Annotated in this window: 19 protein-coding genes; 15 read left to right on the forward strand and 4 right to left on the reverse strand. The window is 65.3% G+C overall.

Annotated elements, in window-relative coordinates; all coding sequences use genetic code 11:
* Window positions 1-137: 137 nt before the first annotated feature.
* The 5 genes from JQK15_RS17225 to JQK15_RS17245 are packed head-to-tail and all read left to right on the forward strand — an operon-like array spanning window position 138 to window position 5,675.
* Complete coding sequence (locus JQK15_RS17225) at window positions 138-1,163, forward strand: aspartate-semialdehyde dehydrogenase (RefSeq protein WP_004207185.1); 1,026 nt, start codon at window positions 138-140, stop codon at window positions 1,161-1,163.
* An 8-nt stretch (window positions 1,164-1,171) separates the two neighbouring features.
* Entirely contained in the window at window positions 1,172-1,855 is a 684-nt protein-coding gene (locus tag JQK15_RS17230) for a DUF2238 domain-containing protein (RefSeq protein ID WP_214866595.1), read from the forward strand.
* Window positions 1,852-2,613, forward strand: a complete 762-nt coding sequence (locus tag JQK15_RS17235; RefSeq protein WP_214866596.1) for an alpha/beta fold hydrolase — start codon at window positions 1,852-1,854, stop codon at window positions 2,611-2,613. The genes JQK15_RS17230 and JQK15_RS17235 overlap by 4 nt, the downstream gene beginning before the upstream one ends.
* A gap of 58 nt (window positions 2,614-2,671) precedes the next feature.
* Window positions 2,672-4,495 carry a M2 family metallopeptidase gene (locus JQK15_RS17240; RefSeq protein ID WP_159366253.1) on the forward strand — a complete coding sequence of 608 codons (1,824 nt, stop codon included), beginning with the start codon at window positions 2,672-2,674 and terminating at the stop codon, window positions 4,493-4,495.
* A gap of 31 nt (window positions 4,496-4,526) precedes the next feature.
* Window positions 4,527-5,675, forward strand: a complete 1,149-nt coding sequence (locus tag JQK15_RS17245) for a GGDEF domain-containing protein (RefSeq protein WP_214866597.1) — start codon at window positions 4,527-4,529, stop codon at window positions 5,673-5,675.
* A 36-nt stretch (window positions 5,676-5,711) separates the two neighbouring features.
* On the opposite strand, the gene JQK15_RS17250 is transcribed toward JQK15_RS17245, so the two are convergent.
* Window positions 5,712-7,166: an AMP nucleosidase gene (locus tag JQK15_RS17250; protein ID WP_010338771.1), complete on the reverse strand. Its 1,455-nt coding sequence runs from the start codon at window positions 7,164-7,166 to the stop codon at window positions 5,712-5,714.
* Between the two features lie 93 nt (window positions 7,167-7,259).
* Complete coding sequence (locus JQK15_RS17255) at window positions 7,260-7,742, reverse strand: peroxiredoxin (RefSeq protein ID WP_214866598.1); 483 nt, start codon at window positions 7,740-7,742, stop codon at window positions 7,260-7,262.
* A gap of 144 nt (window positions 7,743-7,886) precedes the next feature.
* On the opposite strand from JQK15_RS17255, the gene JQK15_RS17260 reads away from it, so the two are divergent.
* The 10 genes from JQK15_RS17260 (at window position 7,887) to trxA (ending at window position 22,170) form a co-directional block, all read left to right on the forward strand.
* Window positions 7,887-8,447, forward strand: a complete 561-nt coding sequence (locus JQK15_RS17260) for a YqgE/AlgH family protein (protein WP_004207178.1) — start codon at window positions 7,887-7,889, stop codon at window positions 8,445-8,447.
* A gap of 186 nt (window positions 8,448-8,633) precedes the next feature.
* Window positions 8,634-9,224, forward strand: coding sequence for a hypothetical protein (locus tag JQK15_RS17265; protein ID WP_214866599.1), 591 nt, complete (start codon window positions 8,634-8,636; stop codon window positions 9,222-9,224).
* A 119-nt stretch (window positions 9,225-9,343) separates the two neighbouring features.
* Window positions 9,344-10,762: an adenosylhomocysteinase gene (gene ahcY / locus JQK15_RS17270; protein ID WP_010338767.1), complete on the forward strand. Its 1,419-nt coding sequence runs from the start codon at window positions 9,344-9,346 to the stop codon at window positions 10,760-10,762.
* A gap of 179 nt (window positions 10,763-10,941) precedes the next feature.
* Complete coding sequence (locus tag JQK15_RS17275; RefSeq protein ID WP_214866600.1) at window positions 10,942-13,290, forward strand: sensor histidine kinase; 2,349 nt, start codon at window positions 10,942-10,944, stop codon at window positions 13,288-13,290.
* Window positions 13,291-13,297: 7 nt separating this feature from the next.
* Entirely contained in the window at window positions 13,298-13,741 is a 444-nt protein-coding gene (gene tsaE, locus JQK15_RS17280) for a tRNA (adenosine(37)-N6)-threonylcarbamoyltransferase complex ATPase subunit type 1 TsaE (protein ID WP_251007835.1), read from the forward strand.
* Window positions 13,738-14,724: an aminoglycoside phosphotransferase family protein gene (locus JQK15_RS17285; protein WP_214866602.1), complete on the forward strand. Its 987-nt coding sequence runs from the start codon at window positions 13,738-13,740 to the stop codon at window positions 14,722-14,724. The genes tsaE and JQK15_RS17285 overlap by 4 nt, the downstream gene beginning before the upstream one ends.
* On the forward strand, window positions 14,721-15,428 hold the full coding sequence (locus tag JQK15_RS17290) for a nucleotidyltransferase family protein (protein WP_214866603.1): 708 nt from the start codon (window positions 14,721-14,723) through the stop codon (window positions 15,426-15,428). Before JQK15_RS17285 ends, JQK15_RS17290 begins: the two co-directional genes overlap by 4 nt.
* A complete protein-coding gene (addB, locus tag JQK15_RS17295) occupies window positions 15,421-18,399 on the forward strand; it encodes a double-strand break repair protein AddB (RefSeq protein WP_214866604.1) in 2,979 nt (992 codons plus the stop codon). The genes JQK15_RS17290 and addB overlap by 8 nt, the downstream gene beginning before the upstream one ends.
* Window positions 18,380-21,790, forward strand: coding sequence for a double-strand break repair helicase AddA (addA, locus tag JQK15_RS17300; protein WP_214866605.1), 3,411 nt, complete (start codon window positions 18,380-18,382; stop codon window positions 21,788-21,790). Before addB ends, addA begins: the two co-directional genes overlap by 20 nt.
* Before the next feature lie 32 nt (window positions 21,791-21,822).
* A complete protein-coding gene (gene trxA, locus JQK15_RS17305) occupies window positions 21,823-22,170 on the forward strand; it encodes a thioredoxin TrxA (protein ID WP_257011054.1) in 348 nt (115 codons plus the stop codon).
* Between the two features lie 52 nt (window positions 22,171-22,222).
* On the opposite strand, the gene JQK15_RS17310 is transcribed toward trxA, so the two are convergent.
* Window positions 22,223-22,834 carry a glutathione S-transferase family protein gene (locus JQK15_RS17310; RefSeq protein ID WP_214866606.1) on the reverse strand — a complete coding sequence of 204 codons (612 nt, stop codon included), beginning with the start codon at window positions 22,832-22,834 and terminating at the stop codon, window positions 22,223-22,225.
* A 17-nt stretch (window positions 22,835-22,851) separates the two neighbouring features.
* On the reverse strand, window positions 22,852-23,649 hold the full coding sequence (locus JQK15_RS17315) for an inositol monophosphatase family protein (RefSeq protein WP_125997533.1): 798 nt from the start codon (window positions 23,647-23,649) through the stop codon (window positions 22,852-22,854).
* Window positions 23,650-23,655 lie beyond the last annotated feature (6 nt).

The raw sequence follows: 23,655 nt of genomic DNA on the forward strand, positions 1-23,655 counted from the left end.
GGGATGGGTGGCGTCGGCCGTGCCGGCGCCACCTCCCACCCCGTGACTATCGCTGGCAATAGCCCTTCTTTCTGGACAAATCGCGCCACTGCGCTATGCGCCACCCCGCAATACTGCATGGAGTGGAGTGTTAAGTCATGGGTTACAAGGTCGTCGTCGTTGGTGCCACCGGTAATGTGGGCCGCGAGATGCTGACCATTCTCGCCGAACGCGAATTCCCGATTGACGAGATCGCGGCGGTTGCATCGCCCCGGTCGCAGGGCACCGAAATTGATTTCGGTGACACCGGCAAGACACTCAAATGCAAGAATATTGAACATTTCGACTTCACCGGCTGGGACATCGCCCTGTTCGCTGCGGGTTCCGGCCCGACCGCCGAATATGCGCCCAAGGCGGCGGCGGCCGGTTGCGTCGTGATCGACAATTCGTCGCTCTATCGCATGGACCCGGACGTGCCGCTGATCGTGCCCGAAGTGAACCCGGACGCGATCGATGGCTATGTGAAGAAGAACATCATTGCCAACCCCAACTGCTCGACCGCGCAGATGGTCGTGGCGCTCAAGCCCTTGCATGACGCCGCCAAGATCAAGCGCGTCGTCGTCGCCACCTACCAGTCGGTGTCGGGCGCCGGCAAGGAAGGCATGGACGAGCTGTTCGAGCAGTCGCGCAACATCTTCGTCGGCGATCCGGCCGAGCCGAAGAAGTTCACCAAGCAGATCGCCTTCAACGTGATCCCGCACATCGACGTCTTCCTGGACGATGGTTCGACCAAGGAAGAGTGGAAGATGGTCGCGGAAACCAAGAAGATCCTCGATCCCAAGATCAAGCTGACCGCGACCTGCGTGCGCGTGCCGGTGTTCGTCGGCCATTCCGAAGCGATTAACATCGAGTTCGAGAATGAGATCTCGGCCAAGGAAGCGCAGGACATCCTGCGTGAGGCGCCGGGCATCATGCTCGTCGATAAGCGCGAGGACGGTGGTTACATCACGCCGATCGAATGCGTCGGCGATTTCGCGACCTTCATCAGCCGCGTGCGTGAGGATTCGACCATCGAGAACGGCATCAACCTGTGGTGCGTCAGCGACAATCTGCGCAAGGGCGCGGCGCTGAACGCAGTGCAGATCGCCGAACTGCTGGGCCGTCGCCACCTCAAGAAGGGCTGAGCCTGCACATGATCTCCGGCGCTGTCGCGACATGGAAAGCCCTTCCTGTCGCGCAGCGCCGGATGATCGCCACCCTGCTGGTGGCGATCGGGCTGGCCAATGTCGCGCAGCCCTTTCCCGACCTTGCCCCGTTGCAGCATGGGCCGACGTTGCTACTGACGTTTGCCGCGCCCTGGCTGCTGCGGCGCTGGCCGCTCTCGACCGGATCGGTCGGCTGCATCTGGCTGTTCCTGCTGCTCCACACCTTCGGCGCGCGCTGGATCTATTCCTATGTGCCCTATGACGATTGGGCGCGGATGCTCAGCGGACATGATATTTCCAGCCTGCTTGGCCTCCATCGCAATGCCTATGACCGGCTCGTCCATTTCGCCTTTGGGGCATTGCTGACCGCACCGGTGGCGGAGATTGCGCGACGCAAGGGCAGCCTGCGCCATGGCTGGAGCCTGGCCTTCGCCTTTGCCGCGATCGGCCTTGGCAGTGCGCTTTACGAGATTTTCGAATGGCTGCTGACGGTGATCGCCGCCGGCGAGACCGCCGATTATTATAATGGCCAGCAGGGCGATGTGTGGGATCCGCAGAAGGACATGGCCGCCGCCCAGATCGGCAGCGCCCTTGCCCTGATCGCGCTCTTGCGCGGGCGCGGCGGAGATCCTATCGGCGAGGCCCCAAGCCCCGAAGGACCAGCACAATGACCGACCTGCAGATCGAACGCCATGATATCAAGGGCCTGGGCGGCCTGCCGATCGCGGTGCATGTCGTGGGACAGGGACGCGATTTGGTGCTGATCCACGGCTATTTCTCCAACGCCTGGACCAACTGGATCCGCTACGGTCATGCCGCCAAGCTGGTGGAGGCGGGTTTCCGCCTGATCATGCCGGACCTGCGCGGCCATGGCGAAAGCGGCAAGCCGCACGATCCAGCCGCCTATCCGGCCGATGCGCTGACCGACGACAATCTCGCGCTGGTCGAGCAGATGGGGCTCACCGACTATGATCTGGGCGGTTATTCGCTGGGCGCGCGCACGACCGTGCGGATGCTGGCCCGCGGCGCGACCCCGCGCCGGGTGATTCTGGCTGGCATGGGCCTGCGCGGGCTGACCAAGACGCTCGACAAGGGCGGCTATTACAAAAAGGTGCTGACCAATCTCGGCACGTTCGAGCGCGGCACGTCGGAATGGATGACCGAGGCGTTCCTCAAGACTACCAAGGGCGACCCGGTGGCAATGCTGCATATCCTCAATACCTTCGTCGATACCGACGAGGCGACCATTGCCGGCTTCCAGCAGCCGACCGAGGTGATCTGCGGCGCCGACGATCAGGATAATGGGATTGCGCAGGAACTGGTCGATGCACTGCCCAACGGCCGCTATGTCGAGATTCCGGGCAATCATATGAACGCCGTGACCCGCAAGGAACTGGGCCAGGCGATGGTCGATTTCCTGACCGCTTGACTGTCTCGTCCGCCTAATCCACCTTGGCGCCATAAGAAGACCTGAGGGGCCAAGTTCCATGAAAATCGCCATTTCGATCGCCGCGCTTGCGGCTGCCCTTGTTGCATCGCCGGTGCTGGCGCAGCAGGCGCCGACCACGCAGCAGCCGACCGCTGCCGAGGCCGAAGCCTTCCTGACCAAGGCGGAGAAGGCGCTGTTCGATCAGTCGCTGATCAGCAGCCGGGCCGCCTGGATCAATGCGACCTACATCACCGACGACACCGACGCGCTTGCATCCTATTTCGGCGCGATCGATACGACGATGCGCGTCGACTATGCGCTGGAAGCGGCCAAGTTCGCGACCGCGCCGGGCCTGACCGAAGAGACTAGGCGCCGCCTGACGCTGCTGCGCACCGCGCTGACTTTGCCCGCGCCAACCACGCCGGGCGCCTCGCAGGAACTCAACGATCTCGCGACCAAGCTCCAGTCCACCTATGGCAAGGGCAAGGGCACGCTGAACGGCCAGCCGATCAACGGCAGCGACATCGAAGAGAAGATGGGCACGGACCGCAACCCGGACGAGCTCAAGGAAATGTGGGTCAGCTGGCACGACAATGTCGGTGCGCCGATGCGCGGCGACTATGCCAAGCTGGTGACGATCGCCAACCAGGGCGCCAAGGAACTGGGCTTTGCCGACACCGGCGCGATGTGGCGGTCGAAATATGACATGCCGGCTGACGACTTCGCCAAGCTGACCGACAAGATCTGGGCCGAGGTGAAGCCGCTCTACGATGATCTGCACTGCTATACCCGGACCAAGCTCAACGAGAAATATGGCGATGCGGTCCAGGCCAAGACCGGGCCGATCCGCGCCGACCTGCTCGGAAACATGTGGGCACAGGAATGGGGCAATATCTATGACATCGTCGCGCCCGCCGGTGCCGGTGACCTGGGCTATGACATCACCGACCTGCTGACGGCCAAGAATTACGATCCGATCAAGATGGTGAAGACGGGCGAAGGCTTCTACAGCTCGCTCGGCTTTGCGCCGCTGCCGCAGACCTTCTGGGATCGTTCGCAGATTACCAAGCCTCGCGACCGCGAAGTTATCTGCCACGCTTCCGCCTGGGATCTGGATAACAAGGACGATATCCGGATCAAGATGTGTACCAAGGTGAATGGCGACGATTTCGTCACCATCCATCATGAGCTGGGCCATAATTATTATCAGCGCGCCTATAATATCCAGAAGCCGCTCTATCTCGACGGCGCCAATGACGGCTTCCATGAGGCGATCGGCGATTTCATCGCGCTGTCGATCACGCCCGACTATCTGGTGAAGATCGGCCTGCTCGATCCGGCCAAGGTGCCGGGCACCGACAAGGATCTGGGCCTGTTGCTGCGCCAGGCGATGGACAAGGTCGCCTTCCTGCCGTTCGGCCTGCTGATCGACAAATGGCGCTGGGGCGTGTTCGACGGATCGATCCCGGAATCCAAATATGAGTCGGCCTGGACCGACCTGCGCCGTCAGTATCAGGGCATCGTCCCGCCGGTGTCCCGTGACGAGACGAAGTTCGATGCAGGCGCGAAATTCCATATCCCCGGCAATACGCCCTATACCCGCTATTTCCTGGCGCGCGTGCTGCAGTTCCAATTCTATGAGGCGGCCTGCCGTCAGTCCGGCTGGAAGGGGCCGCTCCATCGCTGCTCCTTCTATGGAAACAAGGCGGTAGGCGAGAAACTTGATGCCATGTTGAAGATGGGCGCATCCAAGCCCTGGCCCGATGCGTTGCAGGCCTTCACCGGTAGCCGCGAGATGTCGGGCAAGGCGCTGGTCAATTATTTCGCGCCGCTTCAGACATGGTTGAAGACGCAGAATAAGGGCAAGTCCTGCGGCTGGTAAGTCGCCGTAAAAATTGGTAAATGGCCGGCGCATGAGCGCGCCGGCCGTTATTCTTTCCCTGCTTTTCGGTACTGCCCTGGTGATGACCATCGCCATGGGTGTTTCATGGCTGCATTTCGGCCGCCAGAGGCATGTGCTGACCTGGACCGCATCCTATGCGGTCGCCATCCTCCAATGGATCGCCAATGCAGGTGGCTATTTCCTGCACAGCCGCTGGCTGTTCATCCTGACCGGCATCGGCCTCATTGTCAGCGCGTCGCTACTGGCGATCGGCATCCGTCAGCGTTCGGGCCGCCCCTTGCAATTGCTCGCCTTTGCCGTCCCGGCTGTCCTGGTGAGCCTCGCAATGGCGATTGCGATCGGGCCGGTGGGTAGTCAGATCATGCAGGGGATGATCATTCCTGCCTATGTCGGTCTGCTCATGGCGGTCAGTGCGCTGTCGCTCTGGCCGCGCAATCGCTCCTTCACGCCGCCCGAGTTGGCCTTCTTCGCCGCGCTGTTCGCCTTTGCTCTGGGTCAGCTGGCGCTGGCCACATCGGCAGCCCTGATCCGTGGCCCGGAGGACGGCAAGGAACTCTATCGCGCGATCCTCGGGCTGTTCATGCCGACCGTCTATGTCGGCACGGCGGTTACGGCGGTACTGGTGGTGGCGGGCGACCTGGCCCAGCAGCTTCGGCAGCAGATGATGCATGATCCGCTGACCAATATCCTCAACCGTCGCGGTATCGAAGAAGCAGCCGAAAGGGCGATCGCCAACGCCAGGCGGCAGGGGCGACCGGTTGCGCTGGTCATCTGTGACCTGGATGGCTTCAAGGGGCTGAATGACGGCTATGGTCATATGGCGGGTGATGCCGCGCTGCGCGGCTTTGCCCATCTGCTGACCAACGCGGTGCGGCGCGGCGATGTGGTTGGCCGCCTGGGCGGCGACGAGTTCGGTTTGCTGATGGTCGACACCGGCGCGGAAGTCGCGGCCGATGCGATGGAGCGCGTGCGGGCGGAAATCAGCTGCCTGCGCCTTGGCGAGGCGCCTCAGGCGCTGTTGCGGGCGAGCTTTGGCGTTACCGATTTGCGGCCGGATGATCGGGAACTGGACGACCTTGTCGCGCGGGCCGATGCGGCGCTCTATGCGGCGAAGCGCGAGGGCAAGAACCGGGTCACGGTATCCCGCGCTGTCGCCTGATCCGTCGGATCGGGCGACAGCGCGGACATTCCGGCCTTACCGGAAGGGGGGCTCGTTGAAGGCACGCAGCTTGCGGCTGTGCAGCTTGGGGCCTTCCTGCCGCAGCAGTTCGCAGGCCATCAGGCCGACGCGCAGATGGCCGGCAATGGCTTCCTCATAGAAACGGTTGGCCTGGCCAGGCAGCTTCAGTTCGCCATGGATCGGCTTGTCCGATACGCAGAGCAACGTGCCATAGGGAACGCGGAAGCGATAACCTTGCGCCGCAATCGTCGCGGATTCCATGTCGATGCCGACCGCGCGCGACAGGCTGAAGCGCAGGGCGGAGCTGGAATAGCGCAATTCCCAGTTTCGATCGTCGGTGGTGACGACCGTGCCGGTGCGCAGGCGGCGCTTGAAATCTTCCGGATTGCCCCCGCCCAATATCGCCTCGGCGGCGCTTGCCATCGCGACCTGGACCTCGGCGATCGCCGGCACCGGGATTTCCGGCGGCAGCATTTCGTCGAGGACATGGTCGTCGCGCAGATAGGCGTGGGCCAGCACATAGTCGCCGATCCGCTGGCTGGGTCGCAAGCCACCGCAATGGCCGATCATCAGCCAGGCTTCGGGACGCACCACCGCCAGATGGTCGCAGATGGTCTTGGCGTTGGATGGACCGACACCGATGTTGACAAGGGTGATGCCACTGCGATCCGGTGCGATCAGATGATAGGCCGGCATCTGATGCTTGCGCCAGGCGCTGTCGGCGATCATCTGGGCCGGGTCCGCCGTTTCAGGCGTCACGAAGACGCCGCCGGCACCGGACAGCGCGGTGAAGCGGCTGTCAGGACGCTGCAGTTCCTTGCACGCCCAGTCCACGAACTCGTCGACATAACGATGATAGTTGGTGAACAGGATATAGCGCTGCACATGCTCGGCCGGGGTGCCGGTATAGTGCTTCAGGCGCGCCAGCGAGAAATCGGTGCGCAACCCGTCGAACAGGGCGAGCGGACGGTCCCCTTCGGCATCCGGCGTGAACAGTCCGTCGGCGATCTCGTCGCCAATCTCGGCCAGTTCCGTTGCCGGGAAGTGGCGCGCCAGTTCGGTCGGCGGTGTGCCGTCGAGCGCGTTGATGTCGAGTCCGTCGAGGACATAGGGGAAAGGAATCTGTTGATCCGACAGGCCGGTTTCGACCTCCACGCCATAGTCGCGGACCAGAAGGTCGATCTGTTCGGCGAGATAATCGGCGAACATGGCGGGCCGGGTGACCGTGGTCACATAGCGGCCGGGCTTCGACAGGCGGGCGAAGGAGCGGCCCGGCGGCGGCGCCTGGCTGTCATCCTGATAGGTGACCCGCAGTTCGGGATAGCAGAAGCGCCGGTCGGCCCGAGCCTCGGGCGGCGGGATGCTGCCGTCGCGGGCATAGGCACGCATGGCCTCCCGCAGATTTTCGATGGATGTCTGATAGATGGCGTCGAGTTGCGCGACGATCGCTGTGCCGATGCTCTGTGTCATCACCTCTTGCTACCGCACTTGTGTGACGGAAGGAAGATGCCAGCGAAACAATCGCGCGCCCGACCGATCCGGCCGGGCGCGCGACCGGAAAATTCAGAGCTGTTCGAGCATGAAGTCGGCCGAGGAGACCTTGAAGTCGCCCGGTGCTTCGACGTTCAGTTCCTCGACGACGCCGTCCTTGACGATCATCGAGAAGCGCTGGCCGCGCTCGCCAAGGCCGAACTTGCTGCCGTCCATGGTCAGGCCAACGGCCTGCGCGAAGCTGCCATTGCCGTCGGCCAGCATCGTCACCTTGTCATCGGCGCCGGCCGACTTGCCCCATGCGCCCATGACGAAGGCGTCGTTGACGGCGGTGCAGGCGATTTCATCGACTCCCTTGCCCTTGAGGGCCTCGGCCTTTTCGATGAAGCCCGGCAGATGCTTGGCCGAGCAGGTCGGCGTGAAGGCGCCGGGCACCGAGAAGAGGGCGACGGTGCGGCCCGCGAAATATTCGTCCGAAACAATCTGTTCGGGGCCGTTTTCGGTCATCTTCGTGAAGGTGGTGCTGGGAAGGCGATCACCCTTGGCGATGGTCATATCTTGTCTCCTGGCCTGTGGCGTCGCGGAGTTCGTTGCTCGCGCCTTCGCTGTCAAGGGTGCGGGCGCGGAATATGGCACGATGCCCCTTTGTCGCGACGGTCGCCGATTGGCATTGGCGCGTTTCTGCCTATATTCCGCAGCATGACCGATCCGCGCTTCTATGGCGGCCGCTTCCTACTGGCATTGCCGGGCATGGAAGATGAGCGCTTCGACCATTCCGTGATTGCGCTGTGCGTGCATGACGAGGATGGGGCGCTGGGTATTTCCCTGAGCGAGGAGGTCGAGGGGGTCGGCTTGCGCGATCTGCTCCAGAGTTTCGATATCGACGCTTCGGCTATTCCTGACCAGCCTGTTCTGAAGGGCGGGCCGGTGGAGCCGCGGCGCGGCTTCGTGCTGCATTCGCTCGACTGGGCCGGGCAGGATATGGTGCAGTCCGGGCCGGACTGGGGCCTTTCCGGCTCGCTCGACATATTGAAGGCGATTGCTGAAGGGCGCGGTCCAAGCCGCTATCTTGTCGCGCTGGGCTATGCGGGCTGGGGCGCAGGCCAGTTGGAACGGGAAATGGCCGGCGAAAGCTGGTTCCTGGCCGAGGGCGATGCCGCCCTGCTGTTCGACACGCCTGCGCACCGCAAATGGCGCGCCGCCTATGCCGCTGCGGGGGTCGATTCGGCCCATCTGGTGAGCGGCGGCGGGTCGGCCTGACTTTTCGATCCGTTGCGCTGTCGATTTTCGGCCGTTTCAGGGGCAGAACAACAACAGCCATTGGCCGCTTGTTCTGACATCGTAACTGAACCGTTTAGGGTAAATTCGCCTTAACCATAGCGCGATAGATTGCAGCAATTGGTTCCGCCCATTCTTCGTCTCTGGGGAATATGCGGGGTTTATTTCATGAAGAAGATTATCTGTGCGGCGCTTGCCGCAGCGATGCCACTCGCGCCGGCGTCGGCGGCGACCTGCTGGAAGAAGGATCATGTCGAGGCGGCCGAGGTCCGCAATTTCGAGATGATGCTGATGGTGTCGGCGCTTCGCTGCAACACCAGCGCCTATGATTTCCTGCCGGCCTATAACCAGTTCGTGCGTGAAAAGCGGACGGCCCTGGTCGAGGTGAATGACGCGCTGCGCAGCCACTTCGCGGACGTTGCGGGGCTGGAGGGCGGCCTCGACGCCTATGATGATTATGTCATCATGCTCGCGAACAGCTATGGTGCAGGAGCCGGCGGCCTCGAATGCCGGGATCTCCAGGCGATCCAGGCGGCGGCCAATGCGGTTCCGGCCAGTCGGGCAGCGATCTGGAAATTGTCGGAATCTGCCGGCATTGCGCCGCGGATCGATGCGCCCCAGTGCGACATGGCGATCGCCCTCGCCAATGATCTGCTGGCCGACGAAGGTGTAAGCGGCGGCTCTGTGGGTCGCTCCATCGCCCTGGCGGAAGGGGCTGCACGCCTGCCGTCTGCACAGGTTCGGGGTCCGGCCAATTAACACATAAAGAAAACTTTATATTGAGTTGCCATGCTTGGCGGCGATTGGTAAAGCCCGACCATCGCCGCCGCCTTCCTCATGCCGGCGGCCGGTCAATTTCTAATGATGGAGACAGGCTCGTGGCCACCGTACCCGCTGACAAGGCGCAGGATTATGTGATCGCCGATATCGGTCTTGCTGCCTTTGGTCGCAAGGAAATCGAGATCGCCGAAACCGAAATGCCCGGCCTGATGGCTCTGCGCGCCGAATTCGGTGCGTCGCAGCCGCTCAAGGGCGCGCGCATCACCGGCTCGCTGCACATGACGATCCAGACCGCCGTGCTGATCGAGACGCTGACCGCGCTGGGCGCGCAGGTCCGCTGGGCGACCTGCAACATCTATTCGACGCAGGACCATGCCGCCGCCGCCATCGCCGCGTCGGGCGTGCCGGTCTTCGCCGTCAAGGGTGAAAGCCTTCAGGAATATTGGGACTATGTCGAGCGCATCTTCGACTGGCACAATGACGACAGCGGCGTCTGCAACCTGATCCTCGACGATGGCGGCGACGCCACCATGTTCGCCCTGTGGGGCGCCCGCGTCGAAGCCGGCGAAGAGCTGTTCACGCCGTCGAACGAGGAAGAGGAAATCTTCTGCGCCGTGCTGAAGCGCGTGCTTGCCGAGCGCCCCGGTTTCCTGACCAAGACCGTCCAGTCGATCAAGGGCGTGTCGGAAGAAACCACCACCGGCGTCCATCGTCTGTATGAACTGTCGAAGAAGGGCAAGCTGCCCTTCCCGGCGATCAACGTGAACGACAGCGTCACCAAGTCGAAGTTCGACAACCTTTATGGCTGCAAGGAATCGCTGGTCGACGCCATCCGTCGCGGCACCGACGTCATGCTGGCCGGCAAGGTCGCCTGCGTCGCCGGTTTCGGCGACGTCGGCAAGGGTTCGGCCGCGTCGCTGCGCAACGGCGGCGCCCGCGTCCTCGTGACCGAAGTCGATCCGATCTGCGCGCTTCAGGCCGCGATGGAAGGCTATGAAGTCGTGACGATGGAAGAAGCCGCGCCGCGCGCCGACATCTTCGTCACCGCCACCGGCAACGAAGGCGTTCTGACCGTCGATCATATGCGCGCCATGAAGAATATGGCGATCGTGTCGAACATCGGTCACTTCGACAGCGAGATCGAAATCGCCGGCCTCGCCAACATGAAGTGGACCGAGATCAAGCCGCAGGTCGACGAAGTCGAATTCCCCGATGGCAAGAAGATCATCGTCCTGTCGAAGGGCCGCCTGGTCAACCTGGGCAACGCCACCGGCCACCCGAGCTTCGTGATGTCGGCCAGCTTCACCAACCAGACGCTGGCCCAGATCGAGCTGTGGACCAAGAGCGAGACCTACGGCAACGACGTCTACGTCCTGCCCAAGCATCTGGACGAGAAGGTCGCCGCGCTGCACCTGGAAAAGCTGGGCGTCAAGCTGACCCAGCTCAGCCAGCGTCAGGCCGACTATATCGGCGTGCCGGTCGAAGGCCCGTTCAAGCCGGACCACTACCGCTACTAAAAATTGGAAAGGGGGAGGGCCATCCTCCCCCTTTTGCCTTATCCGATGCCCGGACCATGCTGTGCCGGGCATTCATCATATCTGGGCGCTTTCCGCCGGCGCCAAGTTGCGTTAGGCCCGTGGCCATTGGTCTGTATGAACGATAAACAACTGGTCGCGAACGGGATGGGAATGGCGCAATGGGGTCTATGAGCCCGCTTGCCACTTTGTTGCTGGGCACGGTGATGGCCGGCTGGCTGGGGGCTGCGATATGGGCGCTGATCACGGGTCAGCGCATGCGCCGCGCGGGGATGCAGGCGCAGGGCAAGCTTGATCGGCTGACGACGCTGCTGGCGTCGGCGCCGGCTGCGCCCGTCATCATTCATCCTGACGGCCGGATGGAGGCCGCCGACCGGCTGGGCAAATGGCTGGGCCGGGACCGCGTGCCGACCTTCGTGTCCGAACTGACGGCGCCCGATGGTGGGCTTGAGCCGGCCGATGCCGCCGCATTGGGGCGCGAGATCGGCGCCGCACAGAAGGCCGGCAAGAGTTTTTCGCTGCCGATCCGGGGCAGCGGTTCGTCGCGCACGCTGCTGGTTCGCGGTGCGCCAGCCGGGCCGGCGCTGGCCGCCAATGGCGGCGTCGTGCTGTGGATCTTCGACGCGACCGACAGCCAGGCGGAAATCCAGGCGCTGAGCGCGACCGTCGGGCAATTGCGCGAGGCGCTGGAGGCGCTCGCCGGACTGGTCGAGGCCGCGCCCTTCCCGATGTGGCACCGCACGCCCGACCTGCGCCTGAGCCTGGTCAACAGCGCCTATGTCCGTGCTGTCGATGGCGCCGGCGCCCATGACGTGATCATGAACGGCACCGAACTGGTCGAGAATGTGAACGGCTTCAGCCCGCAGGACGCCGCGGCACAGGCGCTCGACGAAGGCAATTCGCTTGCCCGTATCGTTCCGGCAACGATCGATGGCGAACGGCGGACGATGCGCGTCGTCGACGTGCCGCTGGGCGCGGCCGGGGTCGCAGGTTTCGCGATGGACCAGCATGAACTGGAACAGGCGCGGGTCGAGCATCGTCGGTTGGAAGCGGCGCAGCGCGATCTGCTCGATCGGCTGTCGGCTGGCGTTGCGCGCTTCGGTCCGGATCGGGCGCTGCGCTTCTGGAACCAGCCCTTCATCAGCCTGTTCGGCCTGAAACAGGAAGCGCTGACCGATGCACCGCTGTTCGAGCGCGTGCTGGATCAGATGCGCGATGCCCGCCGCCTGCCGGAAAATCGCGACTTCCCGGCCTGGCGCGCGGAGCGGCGCGACTGGTTCCTGTCGCCGGATCCGCTGGAGGAAAACTGGCTGCTGGTCGATGGCACGCATTTGCGCGTCTATGCCCAGCCGCTGCCCGATGGTGGCCTGTTGCTGATCTTCGAGGATCGGACCGAACAGGTGCAATTGTCGAGTGCGCGCGATACGCTGCTGCGGGTGCGGACGGCGACCTTCGACAATCTGTTCGAGGCGATCGGCGTCTTCTCGTCGGATGGGCGCCTGCATCTGTGGAACAGCCGTTTCCGCACCATCTGGGACATCAGTGAAGAGGCGCTGGGCAAGCATCCCCGCATCGATGAGTTGATGCGCGCCGTGCAAAGTCGCCTTGCCAAGCCGCAGCAGAGCAATCTGGTGCGCGAACTGGTCCGCGCGGCAACGGTCGAGCGCAAGCAGCGTGTCGGCCATGTCGGCTTTGCCGATGGGCGCATCTTCGAATTTGCCGCCATTCCGCTACCGGATGGCAATGCGCTGTTCACCATGCTGGATGTCACCGACAGCCGGCGGGTCGAGCAGATGCTGCGCGACCGCAACGAGGCGCTGGAGCAGGCCGACAAGGTCAAGACCGCCTTCGTCACGAACATGAGCTATGAACTGCGCACGCCGCTGACGACCATCGCTGGCTTTGCCGAGATGATGAGCGCGGGCTATGCTGGCGAACTCAGCGACAGCGCGGTCGAGTATGTGAACGGTATCCTGCAGAGCACCGGGCGCCTGTCGATGCTGATCGACAATGTGCTCGACCTGACCCAGGGCGAGGCCGGCACCCTGCCGATCGAACGCAGCGAGGTCGATCTGGCGGCGCTGGTGCGCGCCAGCGTCGCGCGCATCGATGGCGAGGCTAAGGCCAAGGGGATCGATCTTGCCGTCACCCTGCAGGATACGCTGGGGGTGATCCAGGGCGATGCACGCCGGATCGGCCAGGCGGTCGATCATCTTTTGGAAAATGCAGTACGCTATTGCGGCTCGGGCGCACGGGTGCTGTTGCATGGCGATGGCGGCCCCGATCTCGCCCGCTTGGTCGTGTCGGACAATGGCCCCGGTATCGATGCCACCCGGCAGGCGACGATCTTCGATGCGATCAGCCGCGCCGAGCAGAACCGCAAGGGCGCGCGCGCGACGATTGGCCTGCCGCTGGTCAAGCAGTTGGCACAGGCCCATGGCGGCACCTTCGAACTGGTGTCGGAGCCGGGGCAGGGAACGATGGTCGTGATCGAGCTGCCCCGTGGCTGAACTGGATATGATCCTGGAGGGCGAGAGCGCCCAGCTCGATCTGGGCCGACGACTGGCGGGCCATGTCCGCATCGGTGACGTCATCGCGCTGGAAGGCGGCCTCGGCGCCGGCAAGACGACGTTGGCGCGCGGCCTGTTGGAGGGGCTTGGCCTGGAGGGGGAGGCGCCCAGCCCCAGCTTCGCGATCGTCCAGCCCTATGACATTCCCGATGTCCGCCTGCCGGTCGCCCATGTCGATCTCTACCGGCTTGATGATGCGGAGGAAGCGGCCGAGCTGGCGCTGGACGAATATCTGCAGGACAGCCTGCTGATCATCGAATGGCCCGACAGGCTGGGCGATGGGCTCTGGTCGCACGCCCTGTTTCTGACCATCATGATCGAGCCGGATGGCGCACGGCGCTTGACAGCGCGCGTGCCCGACGCTTGGACGGATCGATGGTCACAGATATGATCCCCCCCGCAACCGCCCCCGCTTTCCTCACACAGGCGGGTTGGGATGGCGCCGCCATCGTTCCGCTTGCCGGCGATGCGTCCTTCCGTCGCTATTTCCGCGTGGTCGACGGCGGTCGCCGTGCCGTGCTGATGGACGCGCCGCCGCCGCATGAAGATCCGCGCCCGTTCATTGCGATTGCGCAGCATCTGCTGGGTCAGGGCTTTGCCGCGCCGGCGATCCTGGCACAGGATCTGACGCAGGGGCTGGTCCTGATCGAGGATTTTGGCGACGAGCGCCTGAAGGAACATGTCGAGCAGGATCCGGCAGGCGAACTGGCGGTCTATCGCCGCGCGATCGATCTGCTGGCCGACCTGCACAAGCTGCCCGCAGCGGATGTCCCGCCTTACGACCGCGCGGTCTATCAGCGCGAGGTCGGGCTGCTGACCGAATGGTATTGCCCGGCGCTGGGGCTGGACGTCGATGCCGACGCCTATCATGCAGCCTGGGACGCGGTACTGCCGATCGCCGAACAGTCGGCAAGCCCGGTCGTCACCGTGCTGCGCGACTATCATGCCGAAAACATCATGCTGATCGACCGGCCCGAGGTACGCGGCCTGGGCCTGCTCGATTTCCAGGACGCGCTGGCCGGCCACCCGGCCTATGATCTCGTTTCGCTGTTGCAGGATGCCCGGCGCGACGTGTCGCCGGAACTGGAGGCGGCGATGCTGGCCCATTATCATGCGGTCGCCAATCCGCCGGCCGATTTCGACGCCGCCTATGCGGTGCTCGGCGCCCAGCGCAACGCCAAGATCATCGGCATCTTCACCCGCCTGTGGAAGCGCGACCACAAGCCACGCTACCTGTCCTATCTGCCGCGCATGTGGGGGCTGCTGGAACGCGATCTCGCCCATCCGGCGCTGGCGCCGGTCAAGGCCTGGTTCGACGCCAATATCCCTGCCGACAAGCGTCATCATGCGCTCGAGGAGTTTGCCCAGGCATGATCGATACCGCCATGCTCATGGCAGCAGGACTCGGCAAGCGGATGCGCCCGCTGACGGCGACCCGTCCCAAGCCGCTGGTGAAAGTCGCCGGCAAGGCGCTGATGGACCATGCGCTCGATCGCCTGGCCGCTGGTGGGATCAAGACGGTGGTGGTCAATGTCCATTATCTCGCTGATACAGTCGAGGCGCATCTCAGGACGCGCAAGGACATGGACTTCCGCATTTCCGACGAGCGGGCCAAGCTTCTGGAAACCGGCGGAGGGCTGATCCACGCCAAGCCACTGCTCGGCGACAAGCCGTTCATCTGCGCCAATAGCGACAATCTCTGGATTGATGGTCCGGCCGAGACGCTGGGCATGATGCAGCGGCTATGGGATCCCGAACGGATGGACGCGCTGCTGCTGCTGGTGCCGCTGGCGCGGGCCAATTGCCATAGCGGGCCGGGCGATTTCCATATGGATGCCAATGGCCGCCTGACCCGGCGCAAGACGGCTCATGTCGCGCCGTTCGTCTTCACCGGCGTGCAGATCCTGTCGCCCCGCCTCCTGGTCGATCCGCCAGCGGATGTCTTTTCAACGAACATCTTCTGGAACCGTGCGATCGAGGCCGGGCGCCTCTATGGCGCGGTGCATCAGGGGTTATGGTTCGACGTGGGCACGCCGCAGGCCATTCCCGTCGTGGAGTCGATGATCGCCCATGGGTGATCGAGCCAAGCCGGCGCTGTACACCATCCCGGCGCACCGCGCCTTCGCCGACGCGCTGGTCGCCGGCATATTGGCGCAGCAGGGGAGCGATCCCATCCGCCTGGCGCAGGGCATGATCCTGTTGCCTAGCAATCGCGCCGTCCGTGCCGTGAGCGACGCCTTTGTCCGTCGGGCTGAAGGCGGTTTGCTGCTGCCCCGTCTGGTCGCGCTGGGCGATCCGGAACTGGGCGAGGAAGTGGGGGGCGCGCTCGATCCGCTTTGGGAGGGCGATGCCGTTCCCGCGGCCATCCCGCCGATGCGACGACAGATGATCCTGGCGCGCATGGTCCAGGATGCTGGTGGCGCGGCCGATGCCGGCCAGGCGCTGCAACTGGGGCAGGCGCTCGGCGCCGTGCTCGACCAGATGCAGGTGGAGCGGGTGCCCCTCGATGCGCTGTCGAAGCTCGACCTGATCGAGGGGCTGTCGAGCCATTGGGAAAAATCGCTCGACCTCTTCTCCATCCTGATTGCCCGCTGGCCGGCCGAACTGGCGCGGCTTGGCCTCGTTGACCTGGCCGACCGGCGCAATCGGTTGTTCGACCGGGTCGCAGCGCGCTGGAGCGAAGCGCCACCACCGGGCTTCATCGTCGCGGCTGGCATCAGCGCCACCGCGCCGGCGATCGCGGGGCTGCTGCGGCGGATCGCCGAGTTGCCCAACGGCCAGGTGGTGTTCGCCGGGCTCGACCAGAATTTGGACGAGGACGCCTGGGCCGCGATCGGTCCGTTCCCGCCCGATCCCGTCACCGGCCGCAGCGCTGCGGGACATGAGACCCATCCCCAATATGCCTTGAAGCGCCTGCTCGACCGGATGAGCGCCAGCCGCGAGGATGTCGCCCAGTGGCGCTGGGGCAGTGAACATGATGCCCGCGCCGTGCGCGGCCGCAACATTTCCAACGCGATGCTGCCGCCGCGCCTGACCAGTCGCTGGCGCGACCTCAAGACCGCCGATCGCTCGCTTGCCGGGGTCGAGGCGCTGGAGGTGGCAACGCCGGGCGAGGAAGCGCAGGCCATCGCCATCGCATTGCGCGAGGCGCTGGAAACGCCCGAGCGGACCGCCACGCTGGTGACGCCCGACCGGCAACTGGCAGTGCGCGTCTCCGCCCATCTGCGCCGCTGGGGCATAGAGGCCGACGATTCCGCTGGTCAGCCGCTCTCCCGCCTCCCGCCCGGCACGCTGCTGATCGCGATGGCGGAGGCCGCAGCCGAGCGTTTTGCGCCGGTCGCGCTCCTGACCCTGCTCAAGCATCCGCTGGTGATGCGCGGCGAAATGCGCCTGCCCTGGCTGGAGGGGGTGCGTCAGCTCGATCTGCTGCTGCGGGGGCCGCGGCCGCAGGCGGGGCTGCGCGGCATCGACCTGCTGCTGGAAGCGCGTGAGGGCGAGGACCGGCAGAAGGAGCTACGTGCGCAGGCCCGCGCCTGGTGGCCCTGGGCGCGCGATCTGCTCGAACCGCTGGAGGCCGCCTTCGCGCTCGCGCCCGATCTGGCCGGGCAATTGGCGGCCGTGCGCGAACAGGCCGGGGCGCTGACCAACGACGCGCTCTGGGCCGGGCATCAGGGCCATGCCGCCGCCGACCTGTTCGCCGAGATGGAGGCCGCCGCGACCGAAGGGCCGCGCCAGGCCGATATCCGCTCCTTGCCCGCACTGCTCGACCATATGCTGGGCGGCGTGTCGGTGCGCCCGCCGCAGGGCGGCCATCCGCGCATCGCCATATTGGGTCTGGTCGAGGCCCAACTGGTGCAGGCAGACCTGATGATCCTGGGCGGCCTCAACGAAGGCAGCTGGCCAGGCCTGCCTTCGCCCGATCCCTGGCTGGCACCGCGCATTCGCCGCGAGCTGGGCTTGCCGGGCCTGGAAACCCGGATCGGCCTTGCCGCGCATGATTTTGCGAGCGCGCTCGGCGCCCCGCATGTCCTCATCACCCGTGCCCGGCGCGGCAGCGGCGGCCCGGCGATCGCCTCGCGCTTCTGGCTGCGGTTGAAGGCAATGGCGGGGCCACAATGGAAAGCCGCCGATCGCTATCGCCTGCTGGCCGATGCGCTGGACCTGCCGCCCAGCCACCGGCCGTCCGCGCGCCCCGCGCCGGTGCCGCCGCTCGCCGCCCGGCCGACCCGCATTCCGGTTACCGATGTCGACCGGCTGAAGGCCGACCCCTTCGCTTTCTATGCCCGGCGCATCCTGAAGCTCAATCGCCTCGATCCGGTCGATGCGGATGCCGGGCCGGCTTGGCGCGGCACGGTCGTGCATGAGATATTGGAGCATTGGGCGCAGGGTGGCAGCCGCGATCCGGCCGATCTGGAGGCGCGCGCCCGCGCCATGTTCGCCCGGCCTGATGTCCATCCGCTGCTGCGCGCGCTGTGGCAGCCGCGCCTGATCGAGGCGATCCGCTGGATCGCGGCCGAAGTGGCGAAGGATCAGGCCGCGGGTCGCCATATCCTGGCGGTCGAGACCGAGGGCAAGGCGGAGATTGCCGGCGTGCTGCTGACCGGCAAGGCAGACCGCATCGACCGGATGCCCGACGGCAGCATCGGCATCGTCGATTACAAGACCGGCAAGCCGCCCAGCGCGCGGCAGGTGCGCGGCGGTTATGCGTTGCAATTGGGCCTGCTCGGCCTGATCGCCGAATCCGCCGATGGCGCCTTTCCCGGCGTGGCCGGCGCGCGGGTGGCGGGCAGTTTCGAATATTGGTCGCTGGCCAAGAAGGGCGACGCTTTCGGCTATCGCGAGAGCCCGGTCGATCCGATGGGCAAGCGCGACAAGATCGTCACCGCCGATTTCACCGCCTTCGTCTATGACCAGTTTCGCGACGCGGCCGAAACCTGGCTGACCGGCACCGCGCCCTTCGCCGCGCAGGTCAATCCGGAAGTGGCCAATTATGGCGATTATGACCAGCTGATGCGGCTGGAGGAATGGTATGGGCGCGACGATGGCTAAAGGCTCCAGTCCGCTGCAACCGCTGGCCGGCGCGCAGGCGCTGGCCGCCGCGCCCGACGCCCATGTCTGGCTGTCGGCCTCCGCCGGCACCGGAAAGACCCATGTGCTGACCGCGCGCGTCTTCCGCCTGCTGCTGCAGGGGGTGCGCCCGGAAAATATCCTGTGTCTGACATTCACCAAGGCCGGCGCGGCGGAAATGGCCGACCGCATCCATGATCGGCTCGCCACTTGGGTGCAGGCCGAGGAACGCGACCTGTTCAACGATCTGGAGGCGCTCGGCGAAGAGAGCGGCCCGGAGGCGCGCGACCGCGCCCGGCGCCTGTTCGCCGAAGTGCTGGAATCGACCGGTGGCGGCCTGCGCATCCAGACTATTCATGGCTTCTGCCAGCAATTGCTCGCCTCCTTCCCGCTGGAGGCGGACCTCGCCCCCGGCTTCCGCCCGCTCGACGCGCGCGAACAGGGTGTGCTGGCCCGCCAGACATTGGCCGACATGGTCATCCGGGCCGAGGAACTGGGCGACGGTGACCTGATCGATGCCTTGCAGGCGCTCAGCCTGCGGCTGGGCGAGGGCGCAGCTGAGGCTTTCCTGCTGCGCTGTGCCGCACGCCTGCCGGCGCTGACCGCTTTGCCCGGCGACATCGGTCCCTGGCTGGCGCGCGAACTGGGCTTGCCCGAAGGTGATATCGATGCCTGGCTGGCGGACCAGTGCAGCGACGACATGTTCGACATGCGCAGCCTGGCCTGGGTGGCACAGGCTAATGCCGACTGGGGTACGGGCCGGGCGCTGGAACGCTGCGACCGGATCGCCGCGTGGCGCAGCCGCGATCCCGCAGCCCGCGCCGTGACCCTGACCGACCTGCACAGCGCCTGGGCGAAGGCGGATGGCGACCTCATTTCCGCCAAGGGCTGGGTGCCGCCGATCGACGGCTATGGCGAGGCCACGGCACGGCTCCATGCCCGCTGCGCCGAGCTGATCGGGGTCAAGCTTCAGGCCGATTATGCCGCGCTGCTGGCCCGCGCGCTCCATGCCGGCCGCGCCTATGCCCGCGCCTATGACGAAGCCAAGCGGCTCGCCGGCGCGGTCGATTTCGACGACCTGATCGCGCGCACGGCCTCCCTGCTCCAGAAGGAGGGGATCGCCGAATGGATCCGCTACAAGCTGGACCAGCGGATCGACCACATCCTGGTCGACGAGGCGCAGGACACCAATGTCCACCAATGGGCGATCGTCGGCGCGCTGGCCGCCGAGTTCTTCGCTGGTGACGGTGCCAAGGCCGACAAGGTCCGCACCATCTTCACCGTGGGCGATTTCAAGCAGGCGATCTTCGGCTTCCAGGGCACCAGCCCGCAGGCCTTCGCCGCCGCGCAGATGGTCTTTTCTCGCCATGCCGATATGGCTGGCCATGTCTTCCACGACCTGTCGCTCGATCGCAGCTTCCGCTCGACCCCGCCGGTGCTGGATCTGGTCGACCGGACGATTGCCACCTTGCGGGCGCAGTCGCTGGGCCTGTCCGATGGCGAGGTGCGCCATATCAGCGCCAATCGGCATCCGGGCGACGTGCTGCTGTGGAAACCGACGATCGCGGGGCTGGCCGACGAGGTCGAAGGCGAGGAGGATTGGGTCGCCGATCAGGAAAGGGAACTGGCCGGCAAGATCGCGCGCCAGATCCGGCAATGGATCGACGACAAGATGATGCTGGAGGCGCGGGGGCGCCCGGTCCGCCCCGGCGACATCATGATCCTGGTCCGCCGCCGCAGCGAGCTCGCGCGGCTAATCGTTGCGCGGCTTTATGAGGAAAAGGTCGCGGTCGCCGGGATCGACCGCCTGCGCCTCAATGCGCCGCTGGCGGTCCGTGACCTGCTGGCCGCGCTGCGCTTTGCCGTGCAGCCCGACGATGACCTGAACCTTGCCGCCCTGCTGGTGTCGCCGCTGATCGGCTGGACCCAGGACAAACTGATGGAGCGGGCGATCGGGCGCAAGGGCGGGTTGTGGCGTCATCTGCTCCAGCGGCTGGACGATGCGCAATTGCTGCCGCTGCGCCAATTGCTGGGGCAGGCGGACTTCACCACCCCCTATCGCTATCTGGAAGCGATCCTGTCCGGACCGATGGACGGCCGCCGCCGGCTGATCGAGCGGCTGGGCGCGGAAGCGGCCGACCCGATCGAGGAATTGCTGAACGCCGCGCTCGGCTTCGAGGCGGACGACCATCCCTCGCTCCAGCGCTTCATCGACTGGTTCGATCGCGGCGAAGTCGAAATCGTCCGCGACGCGGCGGCGCAGGGCGATGCGCTGCGGCTGCTGACCGTGCATGGCGCCAAGGGATTGCAGGCGCCGATCGTCATTCTCGCCGATGCCTGTCTCGATCCCGATGCCGGCAACCGCATGGATTCGCTCGAATGGAACGGCCTGCCGATCCTGGCCCCGCGCAAGGGCGAGCGACTGGGGCCGATCGGCGACGTCGCGGCCGATGCCGCCGCGGTCGAACGGGAGGAGCATTGGCGCCTTCTCTATGTCGCACTGACCCGCGCCGAGGAGAAACTGATCGTCGCCGGATCGCTCGGGCCAAGGGCCAAGGGCGAGGTGAAGCCGCAAAGCTGGTATGGCGCGGTCGATGCGGCGATGGTCGACATGGGTTGCGACTGGGAGGCCGATCCGCTCTGGGGTGCCCGCCGTCGCTGGCGCGGGACGGAAGCCCTGACGCCCAAGGCCACGCAGCTGGAAAGCGCCGAAGACAAGCCTGTGGTGGTCGAGCCGGACTGGCTGCGCGCGCAGGCGCCGGCGGAACAGCGTCCACCCCGGCCACTGGCGCCCTCCGCGCCGGTCGAGGATGACGTGCCCAATCCGCCGCCCACCGCCGCGATGCGCCAGGCGGCCGAGCGCGGTCGCTGGCTCCATGCCCTGTTCCAGCGCCTGCCCGACCTGCCGGTCGAGCGGCGTCGCGAGGGGGCGGAACGCTGGCTGGAGCAGCAGGGGGCAGGGGATGCCACTCTGCGCCGGGATGTGATCGATCATGCGCTGCGGGTGATCGAGGATCCACATTTCGCCGCGCTGTTCGCGCCGGGCGCGCTGGCCGAAGCGCCGATCGCCGCGGTGGTCGGCGAAGCGGTGATTGCCGGCACCGTCGACCGGCTGCGGGTCGAGGCGGACCGGGTCCAGCTGGTCGATTTCAAGACCGGGCGGATGACGCCGCGCGATGCGGAGGAGGTGCCGGTCGCCCATGTCCGGCAGATGGCCGCCTATGTCGCCGCGCTGGAAGTGATCTTCTCCGGCCGCAGGGTGGAGGCGGCTTTGCTCTACACCAGTGCAGCGAGGCTCATCCCGTTGCCGGCGGCGCAACTGGCGCCCTACAAGCCGGGCTTTTCGCCCACGCAGCAATATTTGCTGCTGTGACCCGTTGAGCAGCGGGCGCAGCCATCCTAGATATTGACCAACTTAAGGAGTTTGCAGTTATGGCCACCAAGGCAGTTACCGATGTCAGCTTCAAGCAGGACGTGATCGACGCCGACAAGCCCGTCCTTGTCGACTTCTGGGCCGAATGGTGCGGCCCGTGCAAGATGATCGGCCCGGCTCTGGAAGAGATTAGCGAGGAACTGGCCGACAAGGTCACGATCGCCAAGATCAACATCGACGAAAATCCCGATGCGCCGGGCCAGTATGGCGTGCGCGGCATCCCGACGATGATCCTGTTCAAGAATGGCGAAGTCGCCGCGACCAAGGTCGGCGCCGCACCCAAGAGCGCGCTCAAGGGCTGGATCGAAAGCGTCCTCTAAGTCGCTGGTAAATCTAAAAAAGGGACGGCAGCCGGGCTGCCGTCCCTTTTTATTAGCTGAGCGGGATCATTACCAGTTCGGCATAGGCCGGCTTTTCGCGCAGCCGGTCATACCAGGCGCGCAGATGCGGCAGGGTGGGCCGCGGCATGTCGAGCGTGAAATAGGTATGGGCGTAGACACCCATAGGCACATCCGCGACACCGAAATTGACACCCGAAAGCCATTCTTGATCCGCCAGCGCCCGGTCGAGGATCGTCATCGCCGCGCCGGACGCCTGCGCGGATGTCTCGACCACCTGTAAATTTCGCTGTCCACTTTGGCGTCGTACCAACTGGATGAAGGCGTCGCGCTGGGCGTCGGCAAAGCTGAATTGCCAGTCCATCCATTTGTCGCCCTGCGCCCGCAATGCCGGGTCGGCAGGATAGATCTCCTCCGGCGCATAGCGATGGGCAAGATAGCGCAGGATCGCGTTGGATTCCCACAGCACGACATCGCCATCCTCGATCGTCGGGATCAGGCGATTGGGGTTCATCGCCAGATAGGCGTCGGACATGCCATGTTCCATGCCGACATCATGGCGAACGAAGGGCAGGCCGATTTCCTGTGCGAACCAGGCGACCTTCTTCACATTATGCGAATTGAGGCGGCCCCAGATCGTCAGCATGTTCGGTCTTCCTTCGGTCAGGCATAATAGGTCTTGGCCGCCAGATCCCACAGGCGCGGTGAGGATGCGCCCATCAGGCCCCGGCGCTGTTCACCGACCCGATAGGCGCTGCCGTCGAGCCGCTGGCAGCAGCCCCCCGCCTCATTGACAAACAGGGTGCCGGCAGCATGGTCCCAGGGCAGCACGCGCGCGAAGATCGACACGTCATTTTGGCCCAGCACCAGCCGGGGATATTGCTCGGCGGCGCAGCGGGGAATGTCCACCATGGTGAAAATGGCCTGCGACTTGCGCTCCATCTCGGCCCGTTCCGCCGCCTCCATGAAGATGGTGGAGATGGCCGCGATAGGCAGGGCGCCGTCGCTTTCCTTCGCCATGATCCGTTCGCCATCGACATGGCTGCCGCCGCCCAGCGTCGCATGGCACAACCGCCCGGTCAACGGATCGAGGATCCAGCCGGCCAGGGTCGCGCCATTGTCGGCGAGCGCGATCATGATGCCGAAGGGCGGCTTGCCCGACGCGAAATTGCCCGTGCCGTCGATCGGGTCGATGATCCAGTTTAGGCCGTCGCCGGCACGGTCGAGGATCGACGGGTCGGCGGCGCAGGCTTCCTCGCCGATGACCCCGGCTTCGGGCAGGATCGAGCCCAGCCCTTCGGCCAGCCGGATCTCGCTTTCCTTGTCGGCGATGGTGACGAAGTCGTTCGCTGCCTTCTCGCTAATCTCTTCCGCCGCCAGATTTTGGTAACGGGGCATGACGATGTCGCGCCCCACTTGCCGCATCAGCGCGACGACGGGATCATGCAGTTCCACCATCATGCGCCG

This window comes from Sphingobium sp. BHU LFT2 (assembly GCF_018604485.1).
GTDB lineage: Bacteria > Pseudomonadota > Alphaproteobacteria > Sphingomonadales > Sphingomonadaceae > Sphingobium > Sphingobium yanoikuyae_A.

What these genes read in the sequence shown, in the direction of transcription:
- JQK15_RS17225 (WP_004207185.1), top strand. Translation starts at nt 138, where the DNA reads ATGGGTTACAAGGTCGTCGTCGTTGGTGCCACCGGTAATGTGGGCCGC.
- JQK15_RS17230 (WP_214866595.1), top strand. Translation starts at nt 1,172, where the DNA reads ATGATCTCCGGCGCTGTCGCGACATGGAAAGCCCTTCCTGTCGCGCAG.
- JQK15_RS17235 (WP_214866596.1), top strand. Translation starts at nt 1,852, where the DNA reads ATGACCGACCTGCAGATCGAACGCCATGATATCAAGGGCCTGGGCGGC.
- JQK15_RS17240 (WP_159366253.1), top strand. Translation starts at nt 2,672, where the DNA reads ATGAAAATCGCCATTTCGATCGCCGCGCTTGCGGCTGCCCTTGTTGCA.
- JQK15_RS17245 (WP_214866597.1), top strand. Translation starts at nt 4,527, where the DNA reads ATGAGCGCGCCGGCCGTTATTCTTTCCCTGCTTTTCGGTACTGCCCTG.
- JQK15_RS17250 (WP_010338771.1), bottom strand. Translation starts at nt 7,166, where the DNA reads ATGACACAGAGCATCGGCACAGCGATCGTCGCGCAACTCGACGCCATC.
- JQK15_RS17255 (WP_214866598.1), bottom strand. Translation starts at nt 7,742, where the DNA reads ATGACCATCGCCAAGGGTGATCGCCTTCCCAGCACCACCTTCACGAAG.
- JQK15_RS17260 (WP_004207178.1), top strand. Translation starts at nt 7,887, where the DNA reads ATGACCGATCCGCGCTTCTATGGCGGCCGCTTCCTACTGGCATTGCCG.
- JQK15_RS17265 (WP_214866599.1), top strand. Translation starts at nt 8,634, where the DNA reads ATGAAGAAGATTATCTGTGCGGCGCTTGCCGCAGCGATGCCACTCGCG.
- JQK15_RS17275 (WP_214866600.1), top strand. Translation starts at nt 10,942, where the DNA reads ATGGGGTCTATGAGCCCGCTTGCCACTTTGTTGCTGGGCACGGTGATG.
- tsaE (WP_251007835.1), top strand. Translation starts at nt 13,298, where the DNA reads ATGATCCTGGAGGGCGAGAGCGCCCAGCTCGATCTGGGCCGACGACTG.
- JQK15_RS17285 (WP_214866602.1), top strand. Translation starts at nt 13,738, where the DNA reads ATGATCCCCCCCGCAACCGCCCCCGCTTTCCTCACACAGGCGGGTTGG.
- JQK15_RS17290 (WP_214866603.1), top strand. Translation starts at nt 14,721, where the DNA reads ATGATCGATACCGCCATGCTCATGGCAGCAGGACTCGGCAAGCGGATG.
- addB (WP_214866604.1), top strand. Translation starts at nt 15,421, where the DNA reads ATGGGTGATCGAGCCAAGCCGGCGCTGTACACCATCCCGGCGCACCGC.
- addA (WP_214866605.1), top strand. Translation starts at nt 18,380, where the DNA reads ATGGGCGCGACGATGGCTAAAGGCTCCAGTCCGCTGCAACCGCTGGCC.
- JQK15_RS17310 (WP_214866606.1), bottom strand. Translation starts at nt 22,834, where the DNA reads ATGCTGACGATCTGGGGCCGCCTCAATTCGCATAATGTGAAGAAGGTC.
- JQK15_RS17315 (WP_125997533.1), bottom strand. Translation starts at nt 23,649, where the DNA reads ATGATGGTGGAACTGCATGATCCCGTCGTCGCGCTGATGCGGCAAGTG.